Here is a 19,083-nt window from a genome sequence, read left to right on the forward strand (position 1 = left end):
CGAAGTCTCTTAATCCTGGCACTCCGGGACTGGGGACTGGGGACTGGGGACTGGGAAGAGTTTTCTTCTCGTGCGAACGCTGCGCGAACAAAACTTGGGTAGTGGTCTGAATCCCCGAACAATTTTCCCAGTCCCCAGTCCCTAATCTCCAATTCCTTTTTCAAGCTAATGCCCTTTTGGATACCCAAAATGGGCTTTTTCAATGTAGCAATACGGTTATTTTGTGACACACAAAAGCCTGTAAACTTGCACCTTACAGCAATTTGACGGGCAAGCAAAGTGTCAGCTATTTGCCCAGCACCTATCTCAACAAAAGTACGGTTTCCGACTATCAAAACTTCGGAGAATTATCTATTGTGAACTCAAAAGCTCAATCTTGGCAATTATCCCGGCAATTATGGTATACAAATTAAGTATTTGAAGACTTATTTACATATTTTCAGGTTTGGAAATTAATGTAAGTCGGTTTTTACCAAACCAGGTTTGATTTGAGCGCTTCTAGAGCTTTTCACTCAAAAGACTTCTAGTCTCGTAGTTGCTTCTGCTCAAGCAGTCACTCTGAAAGCGTTATAAATTATTCTTTAAATAAAGTATTTTTATGACTTTAGAGATATGCTTTGGGAATTAAGTTATGAAAAGCTTTCTGAACGATCGCTGAAACTAGTAATTTTTACGGTTTGGGTTTGGACTACAAATACATGATTTGAAATGACGAAATATTCCATCAAAAATAGAATAAGCAAATAGAATACTGATGAAATTTGCCTATTACGTCTTTATACTCTTGCTAAAATGACAAGTCTTGTCTAAATATGGTTTAGCAATGGCAAAGCCAAAAGATTTATAAGTAATCTAAAATCCGCCAATATTAAAGTGCAATAGTACCCGTACCTGTGTCTCAACTTCCCTCTCAACCCACTGATAACAATAGTAGTGCCGCAACTGATGTCACACCAGTCGTGGCGCTTAAAGAACTCGTGGCAAGGTTGCACCGGGAACAAAACAAAATTCAAGATTTGCTAAGTTCTTTAGGATTTGCCCTGAGAAGTTTCAATAATTTAAATCAGTTTTTGGAACTGATACCGCTGATGGCAACAAGGGTGACAGATGCAGACGGTAGTGCCCTGTTTCTCTATAAACCTAATGGTCAAGTCAGGTTAGAGCAGTTACATTGGCAAGATAGTCGCCAGCGAAAGAATATCCGCAAAGCGCTAGAAATAGCTAGCAGTCAAATCACACTTGTACCCAATGCTGCCCCTTTAGCGAATGCCACGGGAATTTTGGATGACCAAATGCATCGCTATTTGGGGCCAGATGTGCAAATCTTTGGTACGGCGATTCTGGTGAAGCATACAGAACGGGGATGGCTCTACGTCTTGAGTCGCGATCCAGAATATAGTTGGACAGAAACTAGGCAAAAGTTAGTTAGGTTAGTGGCAGACCAAACAGCAGTAGCGATCGAAAATGATGAACTAGCTGTAGAACTGAGAAAAAAAGAACGCCTAGACCAAGAACTAGAAATTGGCGCAGAAATTCAACGGCGACTTTTGCCACGTCAATGTCCTACAATCCCTGGTGCAGTTCTGGCGGCACGTTGTAAACCTGCCAATCGGGTTGGTGGAGACTATTACGATTTTATTGCTACCAGTAATAATAAGATTCAGCCCAAGATCAAAGGCGGTACGGAAAATAGTCGCTGGGGTTTGGTTATTGGAGATGTCATGGGCAAAGGTGTCCCCGCGGGGCTGATTATGACGATGATGCGGGGAATGCTAAGGGGAGAAGTGCTACATGGTAATTCCCCTGCCGGAATTCTGCAAAACTTAAATAGAGTTATGTATGCGGATTTGGAAAATTCCCACCGTTTTGTAACGCTATTTTATTCAGAATATAATCCCCATAAGCGAATTTTGTCTTATAGCAATGCGGCACACAATCCTCCTTTGTGGTGGCACGCAGCGACAAAAACTGTTAGCCGTTTAGATACTTTGGGAATGCTAATCGGTTTGGATGCTAACAGCCAATATGAGGATGCCCAGGTACAGTTAGAGCCTGGGGATACAATTATTTACTATACAGATGGTTTGACCGATGCTGCTGCCGCTGGTGGCGATCGCTTCGATGAAGATAATTTTGTCTCTAGCTTCAATACCGCTTGCAAGTACTGCAATGGCCCACAGGAGATTGTGGATTACCTGTTTGACCAAGTTCAGCAATTCATTGGTGATGACAAGCAAAACACCGATGATATGACATTAGTTGTTCTGCAAATTTTATAGGAGGAGGCAGGGGAAAAATTATGAATGAAAACTTTCCTTCTCTATGAGAGGCTGCGCCTAAGTTATGGTGACAGGGAATTCACTACAGTGATTCTACTAAATTTAATTTTTTATTTATTTTTCATTTATTTTTCCGTAGCGATCGCCTAAATCGTCGCACATCAACCTTTTTTGGTGACTTGTTTTTATTTAGCCTGGAAGATTATACATAAAAAATGATCCTTAGAATACTTTTCTGCTCAAGTAAAAACTATATATTTTGCACATCTAGCACAGTAGGAAACGTCAAGGGGGAGAACAGGTGAAAGGTAAAATGGTACAAGGTAAAAAATAAAAGGTAAATTTACTTCTTCATTTTTGCTTTCTTTTTATCCTTGTGACACAAGCATTTAACCTGTTCCCTCTTGGCGTTTTAATTTTTCTTTTCTCCGCCGTAGCAAGTTCACAACAGTTACGACGGAGTTTTGCTTTTGTTTGTTTCTTCTATCTAAACTTGGTTTTTTTAAACTTTCTTGATATTAAGATTGTTTAACCTTCATTTAATGATTTGTCAAGATTTTTCTGAAAATATTTTAGATGAAAAATTCCGATACTTATTCTTGCGCTCCAGCTTTTTGCAGATTCCGCACCACATTCTTATAACCATTAAATTCTGCAATCATCAAAGCAGTATAACCGCCCCGGTTTTTCAAATTCACATTTGCCCCAGCTTCCAGTAATACCTGCACAATTTCGTTATAACCTGCTGAGGCAGCCCACATTAATGATGTTGCCTTTGCTGAGTCTTGAAAATTCACATCTGCCCCCTTTGCTAGCAACAAACCTATAATCTCTGTGTGCTTGCGTTCGGTTGCTTTGATCAAAGCAGTTTTGCTATCATCCCCCGGAATGTTGGCATCAGCACCGTAGTCTAGCAACACTTTCACTGTTTGGGTGTGTCCCTGTGATGCCGCCAACGTTAAAGGTACTTCACCAAGATTTTTCCCATTAATATCTCCTCCAGAATGCAGCAATGCCTCGACAATTTGGCTATGTCCCTGTAATGCTGCTACAAGCAGTGGTGTATCACCCAGGTGGTTCCTAATTTGGACATCTGCACCCCTGTTAAGTAAAACTTTTACGACATCAATGTAGCCTTCCACAACGGCAAGATGTAGGGCAGTTTCACCATCTTGGTCTTGGAGATTAATCTGGGCACCTCGATCTAGTAAAGCTGCTGCGATCGCACTGTGTCCAGCGGCCGCGGCGGCTGATAGGGCAGTTCCAGCATCAGGGTTGTTCACATTCACGTTAGCCCCTGCTGCTAACAATGCTTCCACAATCTTCAGATGTCCCAAGTCTGCTGCTAGCATTAAAAGTGTCTCGCCCTCTTCATCTGGGATATTAACATCGACACCAGTTTGGAGAATTGCTTCTAGAACTTCTATTTTTCCCTGCTTAACAGCGAGTTTCAATGCCGTATCATCATCTTTATCGGCGATATTAACTTGGGCACCAGCAGCTAATAAAACTCGCACTACATCGATATGACCCTTGAGGACTGCTGCCATTAAAGCTGTGCTGCCATCTTCATTCGTGGCATTGACATCAGCACCTCTGGATAGTAAAAGCTGCACAATGTCAAGTTGTTTGGCACTAGCCGCCAACATCAAAGCCGTCAAACCATAAAGTTTTCTGGGCAAGTTGATATCTGCCCCAGCATCCAGAAGCGATCGCACAATTTCGGTATAACCTAAATTAGCAGCAAACATTAACGCTGTGGTTCCTTGGCGATCGCACGCGTCCACCGCCGCACCCGCAGCCAGCAGCGCACACAGACCCTTGATATCACCACTTTTAGCAGCTTTTAGCAGCAAAGTATCGTTGTTTTCAGTCATGAATGAGATCCCACGCTGGGGGTTTTGTTGTATCCCCTCAAAATTTAGTCTGAGATTGTTTATCCACTTTGGCAAGAGGGTTATGCAATTCAAAATTCAAAATTGCAGTCTTGGCAAGCATTTTATCTCTTTACTGGATGCAAATTAAAGTAACGTGAGTTCGACGAACCTCTCCCTGCCTTGAACTAAAGTTCAAGTCTGTCCCTCTCCGACTCGGAGAGGGACGGTTTTGCGTAGTAAAACCTTCTTAGAGGTTTTTTGATTGAGCAAATTGGGTAGATATTATATGAGCAATCGAATTCACGATAAATCTAGGGGATTGAAGTAAGGACGCATTAAATATGCGCTACGCATCTCGAAATAATAAATATGTATTTCTTTTTCCATACCACATGCTGGGGCTAGTCTGCGGGAACGCTACGTGAACAGACACTCGTTAGCTGAGTGCGATTATTACTTTTTTTACTCAGCACTCATTACTCAGCACTCAGCACTGTTTCGGTGAGGCTTTACTCTTGTCTTCTGTCCTGATTCCTCAACCTCTTTTAATTTGAGCAACATTAGGCACACAAAATAGAGTTATGCTAATTTTTATGAAGATTTAAGAATTAGGCGAGAACACAATGAGTCTGGAACTTTCTGCCTCGGTGAAATATTGGTTGAACTTCTTCCATCCGGTGCTGATGTGGGCGCTATTAGCATTCTCAATTTATGCTGCCTACTTGGGGCTGCAAGTACAGCGTACCAGAAATGCTCAGGGAGAAGAAAAGAAAGAACTGATTAAAGGTAGATATAACGTCAGACACTACCAAATCGGGTCTATACTCCTAGCTTTAATGGTCACAGGTGCGATCGGTGGGATGGCTGTCACTTACATCAATAATGGTAAATTGTTTGTCCAGCCTCACCTGTTAGCAGGACTAGGCATGACAAGTCTAATAGCATTTTCTGCTGCTTTGTCCCCCTATATGCAGAAAGGGGCAAATTGGGCGCGTGCAACTCACATTTTGATAAATTTCACCCTTTTGGGACTTTTTGCTTGGCAGGCTGTTACTGGTGTGCAAATTGTCCAAAGAATTCTTACTAAAGCATAGTTAAGTAGTTAGGAATCATATCAAACCTAGTAGGTAATTTGGTAATGAAAAACTCCATCCCCTTGTGGTGGAGTTTTTGGTTATGGGAAATGGGGTATGGGGAAGAGTTAACAAATATATTTAGAAATCGACTGCCCAAAAAATTATAGCCGCAAATGCTGATTATGTTTTGAGCCTTAAAGATAATTACCCCACACTGTACCAACAAGTGAAGAATAAATTGCAGATAAAGCAGTAAATAATGCATTAAATAATAAATATAAAGTATCTGAACTTTAATCTTGAATTTATAAATGACCTGTAATTCACAAATAGCAGAAGGTTGGCATGGCAAACTTAATTTAGTCTATGCCGATCGCCAGGGTGCAACCCAATTAATTTACAATCACCAACAAGCGCCTCTGAAGGTACAACGCCCATTTTATCCAGAAGGGCCAAAAGTTTGTCATAGCGTCATTTTACAGACGGCTGGGGGAATGGTGGGAGGCGATCGCTTATCCTCTAACATCCACCTCCAACCCCAAGCCCAAGCTTTAATTACCACGGCGGCTGCAAGCAAGATATACCGCAGCAATGGCTTACAAGCGAGACAAAACATCCAGATGCAGGTTGATGCTGGTGCTTGTTTGGAGTGGTTGCCGCAAGAGACAATTTTATTTAACGGTGCAATTTATCGGCAAGATTTACGGGTAGAATTAGCAACCGGGAGCAGTTGGTTAGGTTGGGAAATTACCCGATTTGGTCGTAGTGCTAGAGGAGAGAAATTCTTGCAAGGAGAATGGCGATCGCACACGGAAATTTGGCAAGAAGGTGTTCCTTTGTGGATTGATCGGCAATACTTACCCGGTAGCGAAGACATTTTCCACAGTTCTCACGGCTTGGCTGGAAAACCAATCGTCGGTAGTCTAGTTTGGGTTTGTGGCGCAGTTTCAGCAGAAATTGTCGAAAAAACGCGAAATTTATGGGATGGGGAGGGAGAAGCGGGTGTTAGCAGGTTACAGCATGGATTATTGTGTCGATATCGCGGTGCTTCTACACCTGAGGTGAGAAACTGGTTTATTGATGTTTGGCAATTGCTGCGAGTTTCTTTTTTGAATCGTGGTAATTGTATACCAAGAGTGTGGCAGGTTTAAGCGAACCACAGAGGCGCGGAGAACTCAGAGGAGGAAGTACGAATGCAACTTACGCCGCAGGAAAAAGATAAGCTATTAATTTTTACAGCTGCTTTATTAGCAGAAAGACGTAAAGGAAGGGGTTTAAAACTGAATTATCCCGAAGCGATCGCTTATATTTCTGCTGCCATTTTAGAAGGTGCAAGAGATGGGCAAACTGTAGCTGAATTAATGAGTTATGGTACAACTCTATTGACGCGGGATGATGTGATGGAAGGGATACCTGAAATGGTGCATGATGTGCAGGTAGAAGCAACTTTTCCTGATGGCACAAAGTTAGTTACAGTACATAATCCAATTCGTTAATTTTTGAATTAATTATGGTTCCTGGCGAAATTATCACACCAGCAGGTGAAATTGAACTAAATGTTGGTCGTCCAACTGTAAAATTGCAAGTGTCAAATACAGGCGATCGCCCTATACAAGTCGGTTCCCACTATCACTTTTATGAAGTTAACAACGCCTTAAACTTTCACAGAGAACAAGCACGAGGAATGCGCCTCGATATCCCCGCAGGAACCGCAGTTCGCTTTGAACCAGGTGATGAAAAAGAAATAACTCTAGTTCCTCTCGTTGGTACTCGTCAAGTCTACGGCTTCAACGCTAAAATTAACGGAAACTTGCCACTAATCTAAAATAGACTCAGACATTCATTGAGGATTTTATATGTTAATAGCAGAACAGCGACGCATCAGCCGTGATTTTAAAACTATATTGAAATCAATGGTATGTCTGTTTAGAGAACCAGCTAACCTAGACTATATTTACAATCTTGAAGATGAGTTGCGTTACACCCAGGCGAGTTTATTAGCTGTTGAGTGGTTAAAAACTCAACTTGAAGTATCCCTGTTGATTCAAGAACGTTATATTGCACCATATCCTGATATCGAAGTATTGCTGCAATATCCTGAAGACTCATTAGGATATGCCTACGCATCTTATATTAAAAAATCTGGTTTTGACCCCGGTTTTTATCGTCAAATGCAAGTAGAAGACGATGTGAGTTATGTGCTGTTACGCAGCCGTCAAACTCATGATATTTGGCATGTAGTTACAGGTTTTAAAACTGATGGACTAGGAGAACTAGGTCTTAAAGCTTTTGAATTAGCCCAAACTCGGAGAAATTTAGCTGTTTTCTTAGTAGGAGGGGGGTTATTATCCATCCTTGTAAAATCACCAGATGTTCTCCCTAATTTATTAGAACAGATAGCTGTCGGCTACAGAATGGGGTCAAAAGCAAAACCATTATTAGCACAAAAGTGGGAAGAAAATTGGGATAAAGCTTTATCAGAATGGAGAACTGAATTAGAAATTGATTCAGATATTTTAAATTAAGAGGAATGAGATAATGAGTTACAGAATGGATCGCCGTGCCTACGCCGAAACTTATGGGCCAACAGTAGGCGATCGCATCCGACTTGCAGACACAGAATTATTTATAGAAGTTGAACAAGATTTCACAACCTACGGCGATGAAGTCAAATTTGGCGGCGGTAAAGTCATCCGCGATGGAATGGGACAATCCCCCATTTCTAACGCCGATGGTGCTGTAGATTTAGTAATTACTAATGCCTTAATTCTCGATTGGTGGGGAATTGTCAAAGCAGATATTGGCATTAAAGATGGCAAGATTTTCAAAATTGGTAAAGCCGGAAATCCTTATATTCAAGACAATGTAGATATTATTATCGGTCCCGGAACCGAAGCCCTAGCAGGGGAAGGAATGATCCTCACTGCTGGCGGTATTGATGCCCATATTCATTTTATTTGTCCCCAACAGATTGAAGTGGCGATCGCTTCCGGTATTACCACCATGATCGGCGGCGGTACTGGGCCCGCTACTGGTACTAATGCCACTACCTGCACCCCCGGCCCTTGGAATATTTACCGAATGCTGCAAGCTGCTGATGCTTTTCCTGTCAACTTAGGATTTTTGGGAAAAGGTAACGCCAGCCAACCCCAAGGACTTGTCGAACAAGTAAATGCCGGTGCAATGGGGTTAAAACTGCATGAAGACTGGGGAACCACACCCGCAGCAATTGATACTTGCCTTAGTGTTGCCGATGCTTATGATGTGCAAGTAGCGATTCATACTGATACCCTGAATGAAGCCGGATTTGTCGAAGATACGATCGCAGCTTTTAAAAATCGTACCATCCACACCTACCACACCGAAGGCGCAGGCGGCGGACACGCACCAGATATTATCAAAGTTTGCGGCCAAGCTAACGTTCTACCATCTTCCACTAATCCCACACGTCCCTACACCCTCAACACTTTAGATGAACACCTAGATATGTTGATGGTATGCCATCACCTTGATCCTGCGATCGCCGAAGATGTCGCTTTTGCCGAATCTCGCATCCGTCGGGAAACCATTGCCGCCGAAGACATTTTGCACGACTTAGGCGCATTTAGCATGATTTCTTCTGATTCTCAGGCAATGGGAAGAGTAGGCGAAGTGATAATTCGCACCTGGCAGACATCTCACAAAATGAAGTTGCAACGGGGAAGTCTTAACCCACAGGGAACTGAGCAAAAAGCAGACAATTTTAGAGCAAAAAGATATGTTGCTAAGTATACAATTAATCCGGCGATCACTCACGGAATTGCTGAATATGTGGGTTCAGTGGAAGAGGGGAAATTAGCAGATTTATGTTTGTGGCGTCCGGCATTTTTTGGCGTGAAACCAGAGATAGTGATTAAAGGCGGAATGATTGCATGGGCGCAAATGGGCGATGCTAACGCCAGCATTCCCACACCGCAACCAGTGTATATGCGATCGATGTTTGGTAGTTTTGCAGGGGCGCGTCATGCCACATCATTAACTTTTGTTTCACAAGCAGCTTTAAAGAAAGAAATTCCCCGCCAGCTAGGTTTACAAAAGGCAGCAGTTGCCGTTTCTGGGACACGCCAATTGAGTAAGCGGGATATGAAGCTGAATGATGCACTACCTCACATTGAAGTAGATCCAGAAACATATCAAGTTAGGGCAGATGGAGAGTTGCTAATTTGTGAACCTGCGACAGTTTTACCAATGGCACAGAGGTACTTTTTGTTTTAATTCATGACCGAGCAACTTACTGATTATGATAGTCCTTGGAAAGAAGTCATTGAGCTATATTTCCCTCGCTTTCTGGAATTCTTTTTCACCCAAGCTTATGCCGAAATTGACTGGACGCGACCCTATGAATTTCTGGACACAGAACTGCAACAGCTAGAACCGGATGCAGAAATTGGACGGCGTTTGGTCGATAAAGTCGCAAAAGTTTGGCTACTAGATGGTGAAGAAGCTTGGGTATTGGTTTATGTGGAAGTCCAAGGGCAATATGACAGCCAATTTGCCGAACGGATGTACACATATAATTACCGCTTGTTTGACCGCCATAAAAAGCGAGTCATTAGTTTAGCAGTTTTAGCAGATGAACAAGCGAATTGGCGACCTTCCAGCTACAGCTATCAACTGGGCGGATGTCGCGTCAGCTTAGAGTTTCCTGTGGCGAAACTGTTGGACTATGAGCAAAGGTGGGAAACCCTAGAGCAAACAACCAACCCCTTTGGTGTAATTGTGATGGCGCATCTCAAGACCAAAGCAACGCAACGAAACCCAGAAAATCGGCTACAGTGGAAACTAAGCCTAGTCAGACGGCTGTACGAACGGGGATATAGCCGGGAAGATATTCAGGAATTATTTCGGTTTATCGACTGGATAATGGTTTTGCCAAAAGAGTTGGCGCTTAGTTTTAAAACAGAAGTTAGAAGTTACGAGGAGGCAGATAGAATGCGGTACGTAACTAGTATTGAAAGGCTAGCAAAAGAAGAAGGAATTGTCGAAAATGCTAGAGAAAGCATCATTACAGTCCTAGAAACGCGATTTGGAGAAGTGCCAAGCCCTATTGTCGAAGTTATCAATAGGATAGAAGAACCATCTGTGCTAAAAATGCTTCACAAAAGTGCGATCGCAATTCCTTCCACGGCAGAATTCCAGCAAATTTTAGATAATCTCACCTCTGGGAAATGAGCGTAAGCTTGTTTGATGGTGAGATGCGATGTCTACGACGGGCTTCGCCTACGCAATTCCTTCCACGGCAGAATTTCAGCAAATTTTAGATAGTCTCACCTCTGAGAAATAAGCGTAGATATCGAGCGGTTGATTACCAGATATCCCTCTTAAAGATGAGAGTAAAGTTGCCCTCATCAATTTTTTTTGGAGTTACGATCAATATAGTAAAACGTTGTATCTGATATACAAAATCGTGCTACCTTATAAGAAAAAAATTGTGACTGATGAAGCTATGCGTCCGGTAGCAGTGTTGATTGATTATCAGGACTGGCAGCAAATTGAGAAGATATTAGAAGCTCATCAATCACAAAAAAAACAAGAGTTTAATTTAAACCAGTATGCAGGTGTAATTCAACTAACTCAAGATCCTTTGGAATATCAGCAGCAAATTAGGGATGAGTAGTGTTGACACAACCTTTAATTTTGATAAATACAAATTAATACTCAGTCATTGCAAATTTTGTGATGCGGGGCATTCTATTCTGGCTTTGTTTTAAAAATAACATTATCGAAATATACAGCAGCCCCATCATCGCTGCCTCGTAATGAAATAACTCCAACTTTTCCAGAAGTGTAAGAGTCATCTTCAAATATCCCGACTCTTTGGCCATTAATCCATCCAATTACCTTTTTACCATTGCAAACAACTCTTAATCGATTTATATTATTACCTTGCTTGATGCTAGTAGAATGTTGCCAGCCCAATTTATCTTCCCATTTTTTACTTCCTATGAGCTTTCCCATCGCAAACTCGCCATTACCTTTAACTAGTAAGTAATAAAAATTCTGCCTTACACTAGATTTATTGTTCTCGCTAGTTCGGGCAATTATACCGAATGCTGAATCATCAGTTCCATTAACCTTTTTAACATCAACTGAAAAATCAAAGTCTTTAAATATCTGATTTTTATTGCCCCAAATAGATACTTTAAAATTATTATTTTTAGTTCCAGGATGGAATAAACCTCCATTCTTTATACTTAGCAATGTATCTTTATTCCAATTTTGTGATGGATATTTAAAATCATCGACAAGTACAACATTTGGAAAAAAGTCTATATTATGTTGAAAATTAGCGTTTATCAAGCCAGTTATGAATAGTAGGGAAGGTATGATAATAGCAATTAGATAAACTTTATCTAAATAAGAATATTGTTCTATACGTTTGAGAGATTGAATTAATCCTATAGCTCCACCGACAAAGCAACCCAATACTAACCAACCAATTGCTGCTTGTTCGATGCCAATTGCCTTAAGTGGATATGTAGTTAAGTCAGTAATGAGAAGAAAACTTGAACCAAGCCATGCTAGAAGGTTTATTATCCAATTAATGATAAATATAATTAGCCATAATAGTATTAATAATAAAAATGTTGTTTTGATTAGCCAAACTAAAATAATCATTCCTTTACTGGGAGAATATCGCAGGTTATAAACCCATTGATTACTCCAACCAGATCGATTTTTATATCTTTCTCTTACTTGATTTCTCGAATTATAAAATATTCCTACTTTTGATTTTAATTTTTCTTTTAATAAATTTAAATCCTCACGAAATATAAACGCACAAATAAAGAATATTAGACTACCAAAAATTGAACATATAATCTGCACCTCTGGTATCCCAAATATACTTAGATGGAAAAAAGGAAAAAATTCTGGTAAATAAGAAGCTCCACTGACTTCTGGTGGGTATGACAAAACCCAATTATCATCTAAACCTACTGATAAATAGTTACCCAAAATATGGCGGATTAAAAACATGACTAATCCTAGAGGGATACAAATCCTAGCGGTTAATGCGGTTATAATGTCCCAATTTAGAGATTTTTTGAAGCAAATAGGTACTTGAAATTTACCAGTATTTGTTTTTATAATTATTTCAGTATTATAGTTACCAGCCTCTAGATTAGTGGTATCTATAGTCAACGAAAATTCTAATAATTTTCCCTGCGAACTATGCTGTATTATTTCTATTTCATTCATCTTAGTTGAAGCAATTCCCTTAAGTCTTCCGCCAGAAGACTCACAAGTAATTACTAATGTTCTTGGAAATGAATGCCTACCATGTGAAAGAACTCCCAAGTCTAATTTTTCTGGCTTGCTGATATTTAGTTTTTTAATTTTGTAACTTATAGGAATTCGACAGGTATACTCCATCTCTTTCAAGTCAATGACAATAGTACCTTGATAATCATCCGGTTCAACTTCAATAGCATCAAAATTAATATCGAATGTTGTGTCAGTAGAAGAATCAAATTGTTCAGGTACACTCACACCTGGGAGATTAGGGTTAGTTACATCTCCCCATGCGAACCCACGTCCATTGTTACTAACTTTCAAGGAAACCCTTTTTTGGCATCCGATGGGGATTTCACCAAACTCTATCTTAGGTGGTTCAAACAATATTTTTGGATATGGAACACGCTTTAGATGTTCACATAGTCCCCGCACAAACATCTCCACACCTCTACGTCTTTCCTGCTTGTATGAACTAGCAATCTTTCGTGACAGGTATGCTAAATCTGTCTCGCTACGGCGGAACAGCCAATCTTCGAGATAATTACTGTTGAACAAGTAATCTTCTGCAATGTCTGGATACTTATCACATAAAGAAATTAAATCTACAACTGAAGATGCCTTTTCATGTTTAAATTTTAAGTTGGTTGGTTCTGCAACTTTCTCCAGTTCTCGGTTATAAAGCTCCAGACTCGCATTTAAAAATTTACTATCTTCACTACTTAATCTGTAGTTGTTTTCTGCTGCCCATTTTTGTATATCTTTTAGGTCGTTTCCTTGCAAAAGCTGTGACTCATCCTCACAGTTAGAGGCTAACCAAGCTGTTATTGCTTCGTGGTAGAAAGGTGGCCGTAGAATTGCTAATTCTTTGTTAACCCATCTTTGATCAAAAACTGCCTTATAAATATGGTTGTAGACCTCTAAGTGCCCCTGTCGCTTGACTACCAACCCTGTCAAAGGCAATTCCTTCTGTTCCAGACTGTCATCAGATGGTATTCTTTGTTGTTGCAAGATTTCCTTATAAAGTCCTAGCAACCTACCTGTACGCTGTTTATTCCTCAGAAGAAGATCACGTATTGTTCGCAAATGCTCTGGCTCATCCTGAGATTCCCAACTTGTAATGATATGCGATCGCACTAATTTCTCAACACCTGATGTCTCCATCTTATTTGGGATGAGTTTACAAAGTTTTTGGGTAAGAAACGGTTGTCCGCCCGTCCAAGCTAATACTTCACTCAGCACTGCTTGGGGATTGCTCACTTTTCCCACTAATCCTTGTGCTAATGGTTCGGCTTCGTGTAGAAGAAAACCGTTGACTTCAATGGCACGACCAATATTAAATGGTGTACGCTTTTTATCTTGAATCAGATCCGAGGGTGTAGCTACTCCCAAAAGAGTGAAGGTAAGACGCTTATATTGTGAACTGTCAGCACGCTGGTTATAGCAGTTTCGGAGTAAAGCAAAAAAATCGTCAGTCGAAAAATTTAGGCTAAGAACGCTATCGATTTCATCTATAAAAATGACAATAGATTGAGAAACTTCAACCAGCAGTACCTCTTCAATAAATCCACTCAATCGCTGTACAGGAGACAGATGATCCTGATCTCGCCACCAACTACGTAAATCAAACTTTCCTGCAAGATAAAAACTATTCACCAAACTACGTACTATACCTGCATACCACTGATCTGGTGTAAGATTCTGGCTACCAATCTGTGTCAAGTCAATCGCAGCACAAGCAATCCCCCTATCTTGCAGCTGTTGCATGGTTTGTACTCGCAAGCTAGATTTACCCATTTGCCGCGAATTCAAAACATAACAGAACTCCCCAGCTTTTAATCCCTCATACAAATCTTTGTCTGCCTGTCGTTTGACGTAACTGGGAGCATTAAATGGCAAACTCCCTCCCACTTGATATTCATAAGCTGGATTTTGTTCTATGTTCATCAGCTAACTCTCAGGCGATCGCAAAAATATTGACGATACAAATCACAACGTGGCGTTACATCATTTCCTTGCTGTTGTAATAAGCCCATGCTGAGTAATTTAAAGCATTGTATCGAATCCAACCGAACTGGGCTACTATTGGCAACTACCTTTTTGATAGCAGCAGCTAATTCTGGACGCTGTTCTAAATTCCACAAATGCCGACGTAAGTGGTCGCTATAAGGGCCAGATTCTGTGGGGGCTGTTTGCAAAAGCAGATTGAGCGTAATATCCTGCCTGGCAATGTGATAAAGTGCTACTCGTACAAGATAAGGATGTCCTCCCACCATTGCCATTAGTTGTTCAACTTGGGGAAAACTCCAATTGAGTCCATAGCCAATAGACAGAAATCGATCCATCGGCTGAAAATTAACAGCTAAGGGAACTGAAGCACCTTGATAACCGGATAATTGCAATATGGCGAAATCATCACGGGTGCGATCGCCTAAATAAACCAACTCAACCCCTTGCCCATTGACTCGCACTTCTTCCCAACCACCTGCTGACTCAACTACATGGGCGCAGGTGAGTAAATGTCCATTGGGTGAGATAAAAAAGCCCGTGCCTTGGATGTAACCTTCTGGGGTAGCAATCGCCACGGTACAAGCTTTAACTAATTCCCAATTCATGAAAATTTATTACTTGTTTTCTTCGAGTGCCAGTTTCCAAGTTATTTTCACCTTCAGTGATGCCTGACCAGTGGATTCGACTACATAAACTGAGCCTTTGGCGGTAAAATTTACGCCAAACTCAACTTCTCCGCTTACGGGTTGCGATTCTTGTTGCAAGGTACGAAAGGCCTTTGTAATTGGGCGACACCCGCGAACAATCAATTCCTTAACTGCATCGAAGTTAGCCTCTACTTTTTCTATAGGTAACTCGCCAGTTGGCGATACACGAACTACTGATGCTTCTGGTAGCTCAACTGCTACCAAAATCGTGCCGCCATCCTCTGTATTCAGTTCTAGAAGTTTACGAGCCATAATTCAATTAGCTTGTGGCTATCTGTTAAAAAGGTAAGTAAAGTATTTTTTAAATAAATTTATTGGTAGAAATTTGATTTGGAAGGAATTTACCTAAAAGTTTTATTTAAAAACTATACCAAATAAACCAGTTTTCTAAAAAATTTACTTTTACCCCGTACTTTGCATCTACTATGACTTCACAATCTTCTCGTTCTGACAAAATTCTGGTTGTCGATGACTCTCCTGATAACGTGTTTTTGATCAAAACTATTTTGGAGGAAGAAGGTTACACCATTAGCACCGCAGAAAATGGGATTTCGGCCTTGGCAGAATTAAAAGCTTCTCCTTGTGACTTGGTTCTACTGGATCTAATGATGCCAGGGATGGATGGGTACGAAGTCACTAAGCACATTCGCAAAGAGATGAAATTGCCGCAATACATCCCCATATTGCTGATCACTGCCCACGATGCGCCCAACGTCGCCCACGGATTAGACTTGGGTGCTGATGATTTTATCCGTAAACCTGTAACAGTAGATGAATTGCTGGCACGAGTGCGATCGCTCTTACGTTTGAAGCATAGTATGGATGAACGTGATGAAATTGCCCGCCAACGAGAAGATTTTGTTTCCCGCCTCACCCACGACTTACGCACTCCCTTAGTAGCCGCCGATCGCATGTTAATGCTATTTCAGCAAGGCGCGTTGGGAACATTATCAACGCAAATGCAGGAAGTAATCGCCATCATGGCCCGTAGCAATATCAACCTGCTTTCTATGGTGAATACCTTATTGGAAGTTTATCGTTTTGAAGCAGGTCGCAAAAGTTTAGCGTTTCAACCAGTTAATCTGGGTCAATTGCTAGAAGAGGTAACTGGAGAATTATCACCCTTAGCTCAAGATAAAGCACTGTCGCTAAGTGTGGATTTTACCCAAGAATCAAACACAGTTATGGGCGATCGCTTAGAGTTACATCGTCTATTTACAAATCTTATCGGCAATGCGATCAAATTTACCGACTCTGGTTCTGTGACTATTCGTTTTACTTCTCAACGCCAGTCCGACAACAGTAGTCAATCTCAGTTATCTGGAAAGTTCAATTCTGTTAACTATATTAGAATTGAAATAGCGGATACAGGCCCGGGTATTCCCCCTGAAGAACTGGCTACCATCTTTGAACGATTTCGCCAAGGCAACCATAAGAGTTCTGGTAGTGGCTTAGGGTTGTACCTTGCTCGTCGAATCGTTGAGGCACATCAAGGCATTATTCTGCTTAATTCTGAGTTGGGCAAAGGTAGTGTATTTATTGTGCTTCTACCCACCAAAATCTAAGAAAATTAGTAATTGTAAATTATGAATTTTAGAGCTTTTTAACCAGATAATTCATAATTTATAATTACTACTATCTGCTATGAAAATTAAATATTTAAATTATAAAATTCAACCCTAAAATTGACGATTTGAGTATGATTTCTATAACAGCATTAGCATTAAGCAAATAGTTTTTAAGAGGACAAAATAATGATTACCACTGAATTATCTAACGTTGGCAATGTTCTCCATAATCAGCGAGAGTTTTTTCAAACAGGAAAAACTAAAGATGTAAATTTTCGCATTGAGCAACTTCAAAATCTTAAGCAAGCAATCATTAAGTATGAAAAGTCAATAGTCGAGGCATTACAAGCAGATTTACATAAACCAGAAGTTGAGACTTACATTACAGAAATCAGCGTAGTTAAAGAAATTGATTACACTATAAAACATCTTCAAAACTGGAGTAAGCCCAAAAAAGCATCCGTTTCCTGGGACTTTTTTTCATACTCAGCAAAAATTTATCCAGAACCGTTGGGGGTTGTCTTAATTATTGGGCCTTGGAACTATCCATTTCAGTTAATTATCTCACCTTTAATAGGTGCGATCGCAGCTGGTAACTGTGCAATTATCAAACCTTCAGAAATTGCTTCTCATACTTCCCATATCATTGCTGAAATTATTGCCAAACATTTTGACCCTGGTTATATTGCAGTCGTTGAAGGAGGCGTGGAAGCGAGTCAAAAACTACTTGCAGAAAAGTTTGACCATATCTTTTTTACTGGTGGTACAGCCGTCGGCAAAATTATTATGACAGCAGCGGCAAAATATCTCACCCCAGTGACTTTAGAATTAGGTGGCAAAAGTCCTTGTATCGTAGATACTGACATTAATCTGGAACACACTGTTAGACGAATCACTTGGGGAAAATTTATTAATGCTGGACAAACCTGTGTCGCCCCTGACTATCTTTTAGTTAATAAAAAAATCAAAAAAGATTTAATAGATGGTCTGGAAAAAAACTTAAAAGAATTTTATGGCGATAATCCGATAAACAGCCCCGATTATGCCAGGATTATTAGTGAAAAACACTTTGATCGACTGGTTAGCTTTCTCAAAGATGGAAAAGTTATCATCGGTGGAAAAACTCAACCTTCAGAGCGTTATATCGCCCCGACAGTGATTGATAATGTCTCCTTAGAAGATTCGGTAATGCAGGAAGAAATTTTTGGGCCGATTCTACCCATCATTGAATATACTGACATTGCAGAAGCGATCGCCTTGATTAACTCTAGACCAAAACCTTTGGCATTATACTTATTTTCTCAAGACAAAAACCTACAAAAGCGAGTTTTACAGGAAACTTCCTCTGGTGGAGTTTGTATTAACGATACAGTTATGCAGGTTGGTGTCTCATCTTTACCATTTGGTGGAGTAGGAGATAGCGGTATTGGCAACTATCACGGTAAAGCTAGTTTTGACACATTTTCCCATCAAAAAAGTGTATTGCAAAACTCTTTCTGGCTTGATTTAAAATGGCGGTACGCTCCATATCAGGGCAAATTGCCTTTCATAAAGAAACTTCTGGGTTAAAAGTTATGAGTGAGGAGTGAGGAATAAAAATCCATAACTCCTAACTCTGCCAATTTTAGATTTTTCTTCCAATCCAAAATCTAAAATCTAAAATTGAATAACTCCTAACTATCAAATCCCAAAAGCGTTGCTGTAACGCTCCTCAGCCCAGGGTTCACCACGGCGATGGTAGCCATTGCGCTCCCAAAAACCAAGTTCTTCGCCGGGCAAAAATTCCAAACCATTAATCCACTTAGCACTTTTCCAAGCATATAAATGGGGTACAACTAGCCGCATCGGGCCACCGTGTTCAGATGGAAGGTCTTCACCAAAAACTTTAAAAGCAAAGAAGTTCTCTTCGCGGATAAAATCTTCTACAGAAATATTGGTAGTGTAATCGCCGTAGCAGTGTTCCATAATGTGGGCTGCCTTGGGATCTAGTTCAATCAGACCCATAAAATCTGTAACTTTAATGCCAGTCCATTTGACATCGAGTTTAGACCAACGCGTTACACAGTGGAAATCCGCTGTGAATTCGTGTTGAGGTAGCGCCATAAAGTCTGACCAACTAAAGGTAGCAGATTTTGCTAAACCCCAAACTCGAAACTCCCATTCTTCAGTGCTGACTTGGGGAGTTTCACCATAAGTTAATACAGGGAAACCTTTAGCTAAGTGTTGACCAGGAGGGACGCGATCGCCTTCTTCTTTTGCTGGTTTCTGAAAAAATTTTCCTAGCATAGTTGGAG

At 40.6% G+C, this 19,083-nt stretch carries 16 protein-coding genes; 11 read left to right on the forward strand and 5 right to left on the reverse strand.

Translation table 11 applies throughout. The annotated features are described in order from the left end of the window. The first annotated feature begins 893 nt into the window (after window positions 1–893). The gene (locus V7L07_RS30400; RefSeq protein WP_335063051.1) at window positions 894–2,279 is read left to right on the forward strand and encodes a PP2C family protein-serine/threonine phosphatase; all 1,386 of its coding nucleotides are present in this window, start codon (window positions 894–896) and stop codon (window positions 2,277–2,279) included. 593 nt (window positions 2,280–2,872) lie between these two features. On the opposite strand, the gene V7L07_RS30405 is transcribed toward V7L07_RS30400, so the two are convergent. Beyond that, window positions 2,873–4,156 (reverse strand): ankyrin repeat domain-containing protein, encoded by a 1,284-nt coding sequence (locus V7L07_RS30405; RefSeq protein WP_335063052.1) that lies wholly within the window; start codon window positions 4,154–4,156, stop codon window positions 2,873–2,875. 623 nt (window positions 4,157–4,779) lie between these two features. On the opposite strand from V7L07_RS30405, the gene V7L07_RS30410 reads away from it, so the two are divergent. From V7L07_RS30410 to V7L07_RS30445, 8 genes are all read left to right on the forward strand, one after another. Then, entirely contained in the window at window positions 4,780–5,250 is a 471-nt protein-coding gene (locus tag V7L07_RS30410; protein WP_334699787.1) for a DUF4079 domain-containing protein, read from the forward strand. Between the two features lie 293 nt (window positions 5,251–5,543). After that, a complete protein-coding gene (locus V7L07_RS30415) occupies window positions 5,544–6,383 on the forward strand; it encodes an urease accessory protein UreD (protein ID WP_335063054.1) in 840 nt (279 codons plus the stop codon). 42 nt (window positions 6,384–6,425) lie between these two features. Beyond that, a complete protein-coding gene (gene ureA, locus V7L07_RS30420) occupies window positions 6,426–6,728 on the forward strand; it encodes an urease subunit gamma (protein ID WP_012407584.1) in 303 nt (100 codons plus the stop codon). A 14-nt stretch (window positions 6,729–6,742) separates the two neighbouring features. Next, entirely contained in the window at window positions 6,743–7,057 is a 315-nt protein-coding gene (locus V7L07_RS30425; RefSeq protein ID WP_335063056.1) for an urease subunit beta, read from the forward strand. Between the two features lie 31 nt (window positions 7,058–7,088). Next, the gene (locus V7L07_RS30430) at window positions 7,089–7,757 is read left to right on the forward strand and encodes a Coq4 family protein (protein ID WP_335063058.1); all 669 of its coding nucleotides are present in this window, start codon (window positions 7,089–7,091) and stop codon (window positions 7,755–7,757) included. Window positions 7,758–7,770: 13 nt separating this feature from the next. Continuing rightward, window positions 7,771–9,486, forward strand: coding sequence for an urease subunit alpha (gene ureC, locus V7L07_RS30435; protein ID WP_335063060.1), 1,716 nt, complete (start codon window positions 7,771–7,773; stop codon window positions 9,484–9,486). A 3-nt stretch (window positions 9,487–9,489) separates the two neighbouring features. Then, on the forward strand, window positions 9,490–10,443 hold the full coding sequence (locus V7L07_RS30440) for a transposase (protein WP_335063062.1): 954 nt from the start codon (window positions 9,490–9,492) through the stop codon (window positions 10,441–10,443). Between the two features lie 235 nt (window positions 10,444–10,678). Next, window positions 10,679–10,888, forward strand: a complete 210-nt coding sequence (locus V7L07_RS30445) for a hypothetical protein (protein ID WP_442936099.1) — start codon at window positions 10,679–10,681, stop codon at window positions 10,886–10,888. Between the two features lie 74 nt (window positions 10,889–10,962). Here V7L07_RS30445 and V7L07_RS30450 read toward each other — a convergent pair whose 3' ends face one another. Genes V7L07_RS30450 through V7L07_RS30460 form a run of 3 tightly spaced genes read right to left on the reverse strand, consistent with a single transcriptional unit; the run spans window position 10,963 to window position 15,473 of the window. After that, on the reverse strand, window positions 10,963–14,451 hold the full coding sequence (locus V7L07_RS30450) for an AAA-like domain-containing protein (protein ID WP_335063065.1): 3,489 nt from the start codon (window positions 14,449–14,451) through the stop codon (window positions 10,963–10,965). Next, window positions 14,451–15,119, reverse strand: a complete 669-nt coding sequence (locus tag V7L07_RS30455) for an AAA-like domain-containing protein (protein WP_335063067.1) — start codon at window positions 15,117–15,119, stop codon at window positions 14,451–14,453. The genes V7L07_RS30450 and V7L07_RS30455 overlap by 1 nt, the downstream gene beginning before the upstream one ends. A 9-nt stretch (window positions 15,120–15,128) precedes the next feature. Then, window positions 15,129–15,473, reverse strand: coding sequence for a CU044_2847 family protein (locus tag V7L07_RS30460; RefSeq protein ID WP_334703797.1), 345 nt, complete (start codon window positions 15,471–15,473; stop codon window positions 15,129–15,131). A gap of 173 nt (window positions 15,474–15,646) precedes the next feature. Here V7L07_RS30460 and V7L07_RS30465 point away from each other — a divergent pair, with 173 nt between their 5' ends. Next, a complete protein-coding gene (locus tag V7L07_RS30465; protein WP_335063069.1) occupies window positions 15,647–16,786 on the forward strand; it encodes a hybrid sensor histidine kinase/response regulator in 1,140 nt (379 codons plus the stop codon). 189 nt (window positions 16,787–16,975) lie between these two features. Further along, complete coding sequence (locus V7L07_RS30470) at window positions 16,976–18,358, forward strand: aldehyde dehydrogenase (protein ID WP_335063071.1); 1,383 nt, start codon at window positions 16,976–16,978, stop codon at window positions 18,356–18,358. 111 nt (window positions 18,359–18,469) lie between these two features. Here V7L07_RS30470 and V7L07_RS30475 read toward each other — a convergent pair whose 3' ends face one another. After that, the gene (locus tag V7L07_RS30475) at window positions 18,470–19,075 is read right to left on the reverse strand and encodes a sulfite oxidase-like oxidoreductase (protein ID WP_335063073.1); all 606 of its coding nucleotides are present in this window, start codon (window positions 19,073–19,075) and stop codon (window positions 18,470–18,472) included. Window positions 19,076–19,083 lie beyond the last annotated feature (8 nt).

Origin of the sequence: Nostoc sp. (assembly GCF_036916985.1) — a bacterium.
Lineage (GTDB): Bacteria > Cyanobacteriota > Cyanobacteriia > Cyanobacteriales > Nostocaceae > Nostoc.

Excerpts from the sequence above, each read along its gene's own strand:
- V7L07_RS30405 (WP_335063052.1), bottom strand. The coding sequence starts at position 4,156 with ATGACTGAAAACAACGATACTTTGCTGCTAAAAGCTGCTAAAAGTGGT.
- V7L07_RS30410 (WP_334699787.1), top strand. The coding sequence starts at position 4,780 with ATGAGTCTGGAACTTTCTGCCTCGGTGAAATATTGGTTGAACTTCTTC.
- V7L07_RS30415 (WP_335063054.1), top strand. The coding sequence starts at position 5,544 with ATGACCTGTAATTCACAAATAGCAGAAGGTTGGCATGGCAAACTTAAT.
- ureA (WP_012407584.1), top strand. The coding sequence starts at position 6,426 with ATGCAACTTACGCCGCAGGAAAAAGATAAGCTATTAATTTTTACAGCT.
- V7L07_RS30425 (WP_335063056.1), top strand. The coding sequence starts at position 6,743 with ATGGTTCCTGGCGAAATTATCACACCAGCAGGTGAAATTGAACTAAAT.
- V7L07_RS30430 (WP_335063058.1), top strand. The coding sequence starts at position 7,089 with ATGTTAATAGCAGAACAGCGACGCATCAGCCGTGATTTTAAAACTATA.
- ureC (WP_335063060.1), top strand. The coding sequence starts at position 7,771 with ATGAGTTACAGAATGGATCGCCGTGCCTACGCCGAAACTTATGGGCCA.
- V7L07_RS30440 (WP_335063062.1), top strand. The coding sequence starts at position 9,490 with ATGACCGAGCAACTTACTGATTATGATAGTCCTTGGAAAGAAGTCATT.
- V7L07_RS30450 (WP_335063065.1), bottom strand. The coding sequence starts at position 14,451 with ATGAACATAGAACAAAATCCAGCTTATGAATATCAAGTGGGAGGGAGT.
- V7L07_RS30455 (WP_335063067.1), bottom strand. The coding sequence starts at position 15,119 with ATGAATTGGGAATTAGTTAAAGCTTGTACCGTGGCGATTGCTACCCCA.
- V7L07_RS30460 (WP_334703797.1), bottom strand. The coding sequence starts at position 15,473 with ATGGCTCGTAAACTTCTAGAACTGAATACAGAGGATGGCGGCACGATT.
- V7L07_RS30465 (WP_335063069.1), top strand. The coding sequence starts at position 15,647 with ATGACTTCACAATCTTCTCGTTCTGACAAAATTCTGGTTGTCGATGAC.
- V7L07_RS30470 (WP_335063071.1), top strand. The coding sequence starts at position 16,976 with ATGATTACCACTGAATTATCTAACGTTGGCAATGTTCTCCATAATCAG.
- V7L07_RS30475 (WP_335063073.1), bottom strand. The coding sequence starts at position 19,075 with ATGCTAGGAAAATTTTTTCAGAAACCAGCAAAAGAAGAAGGCGATCGC.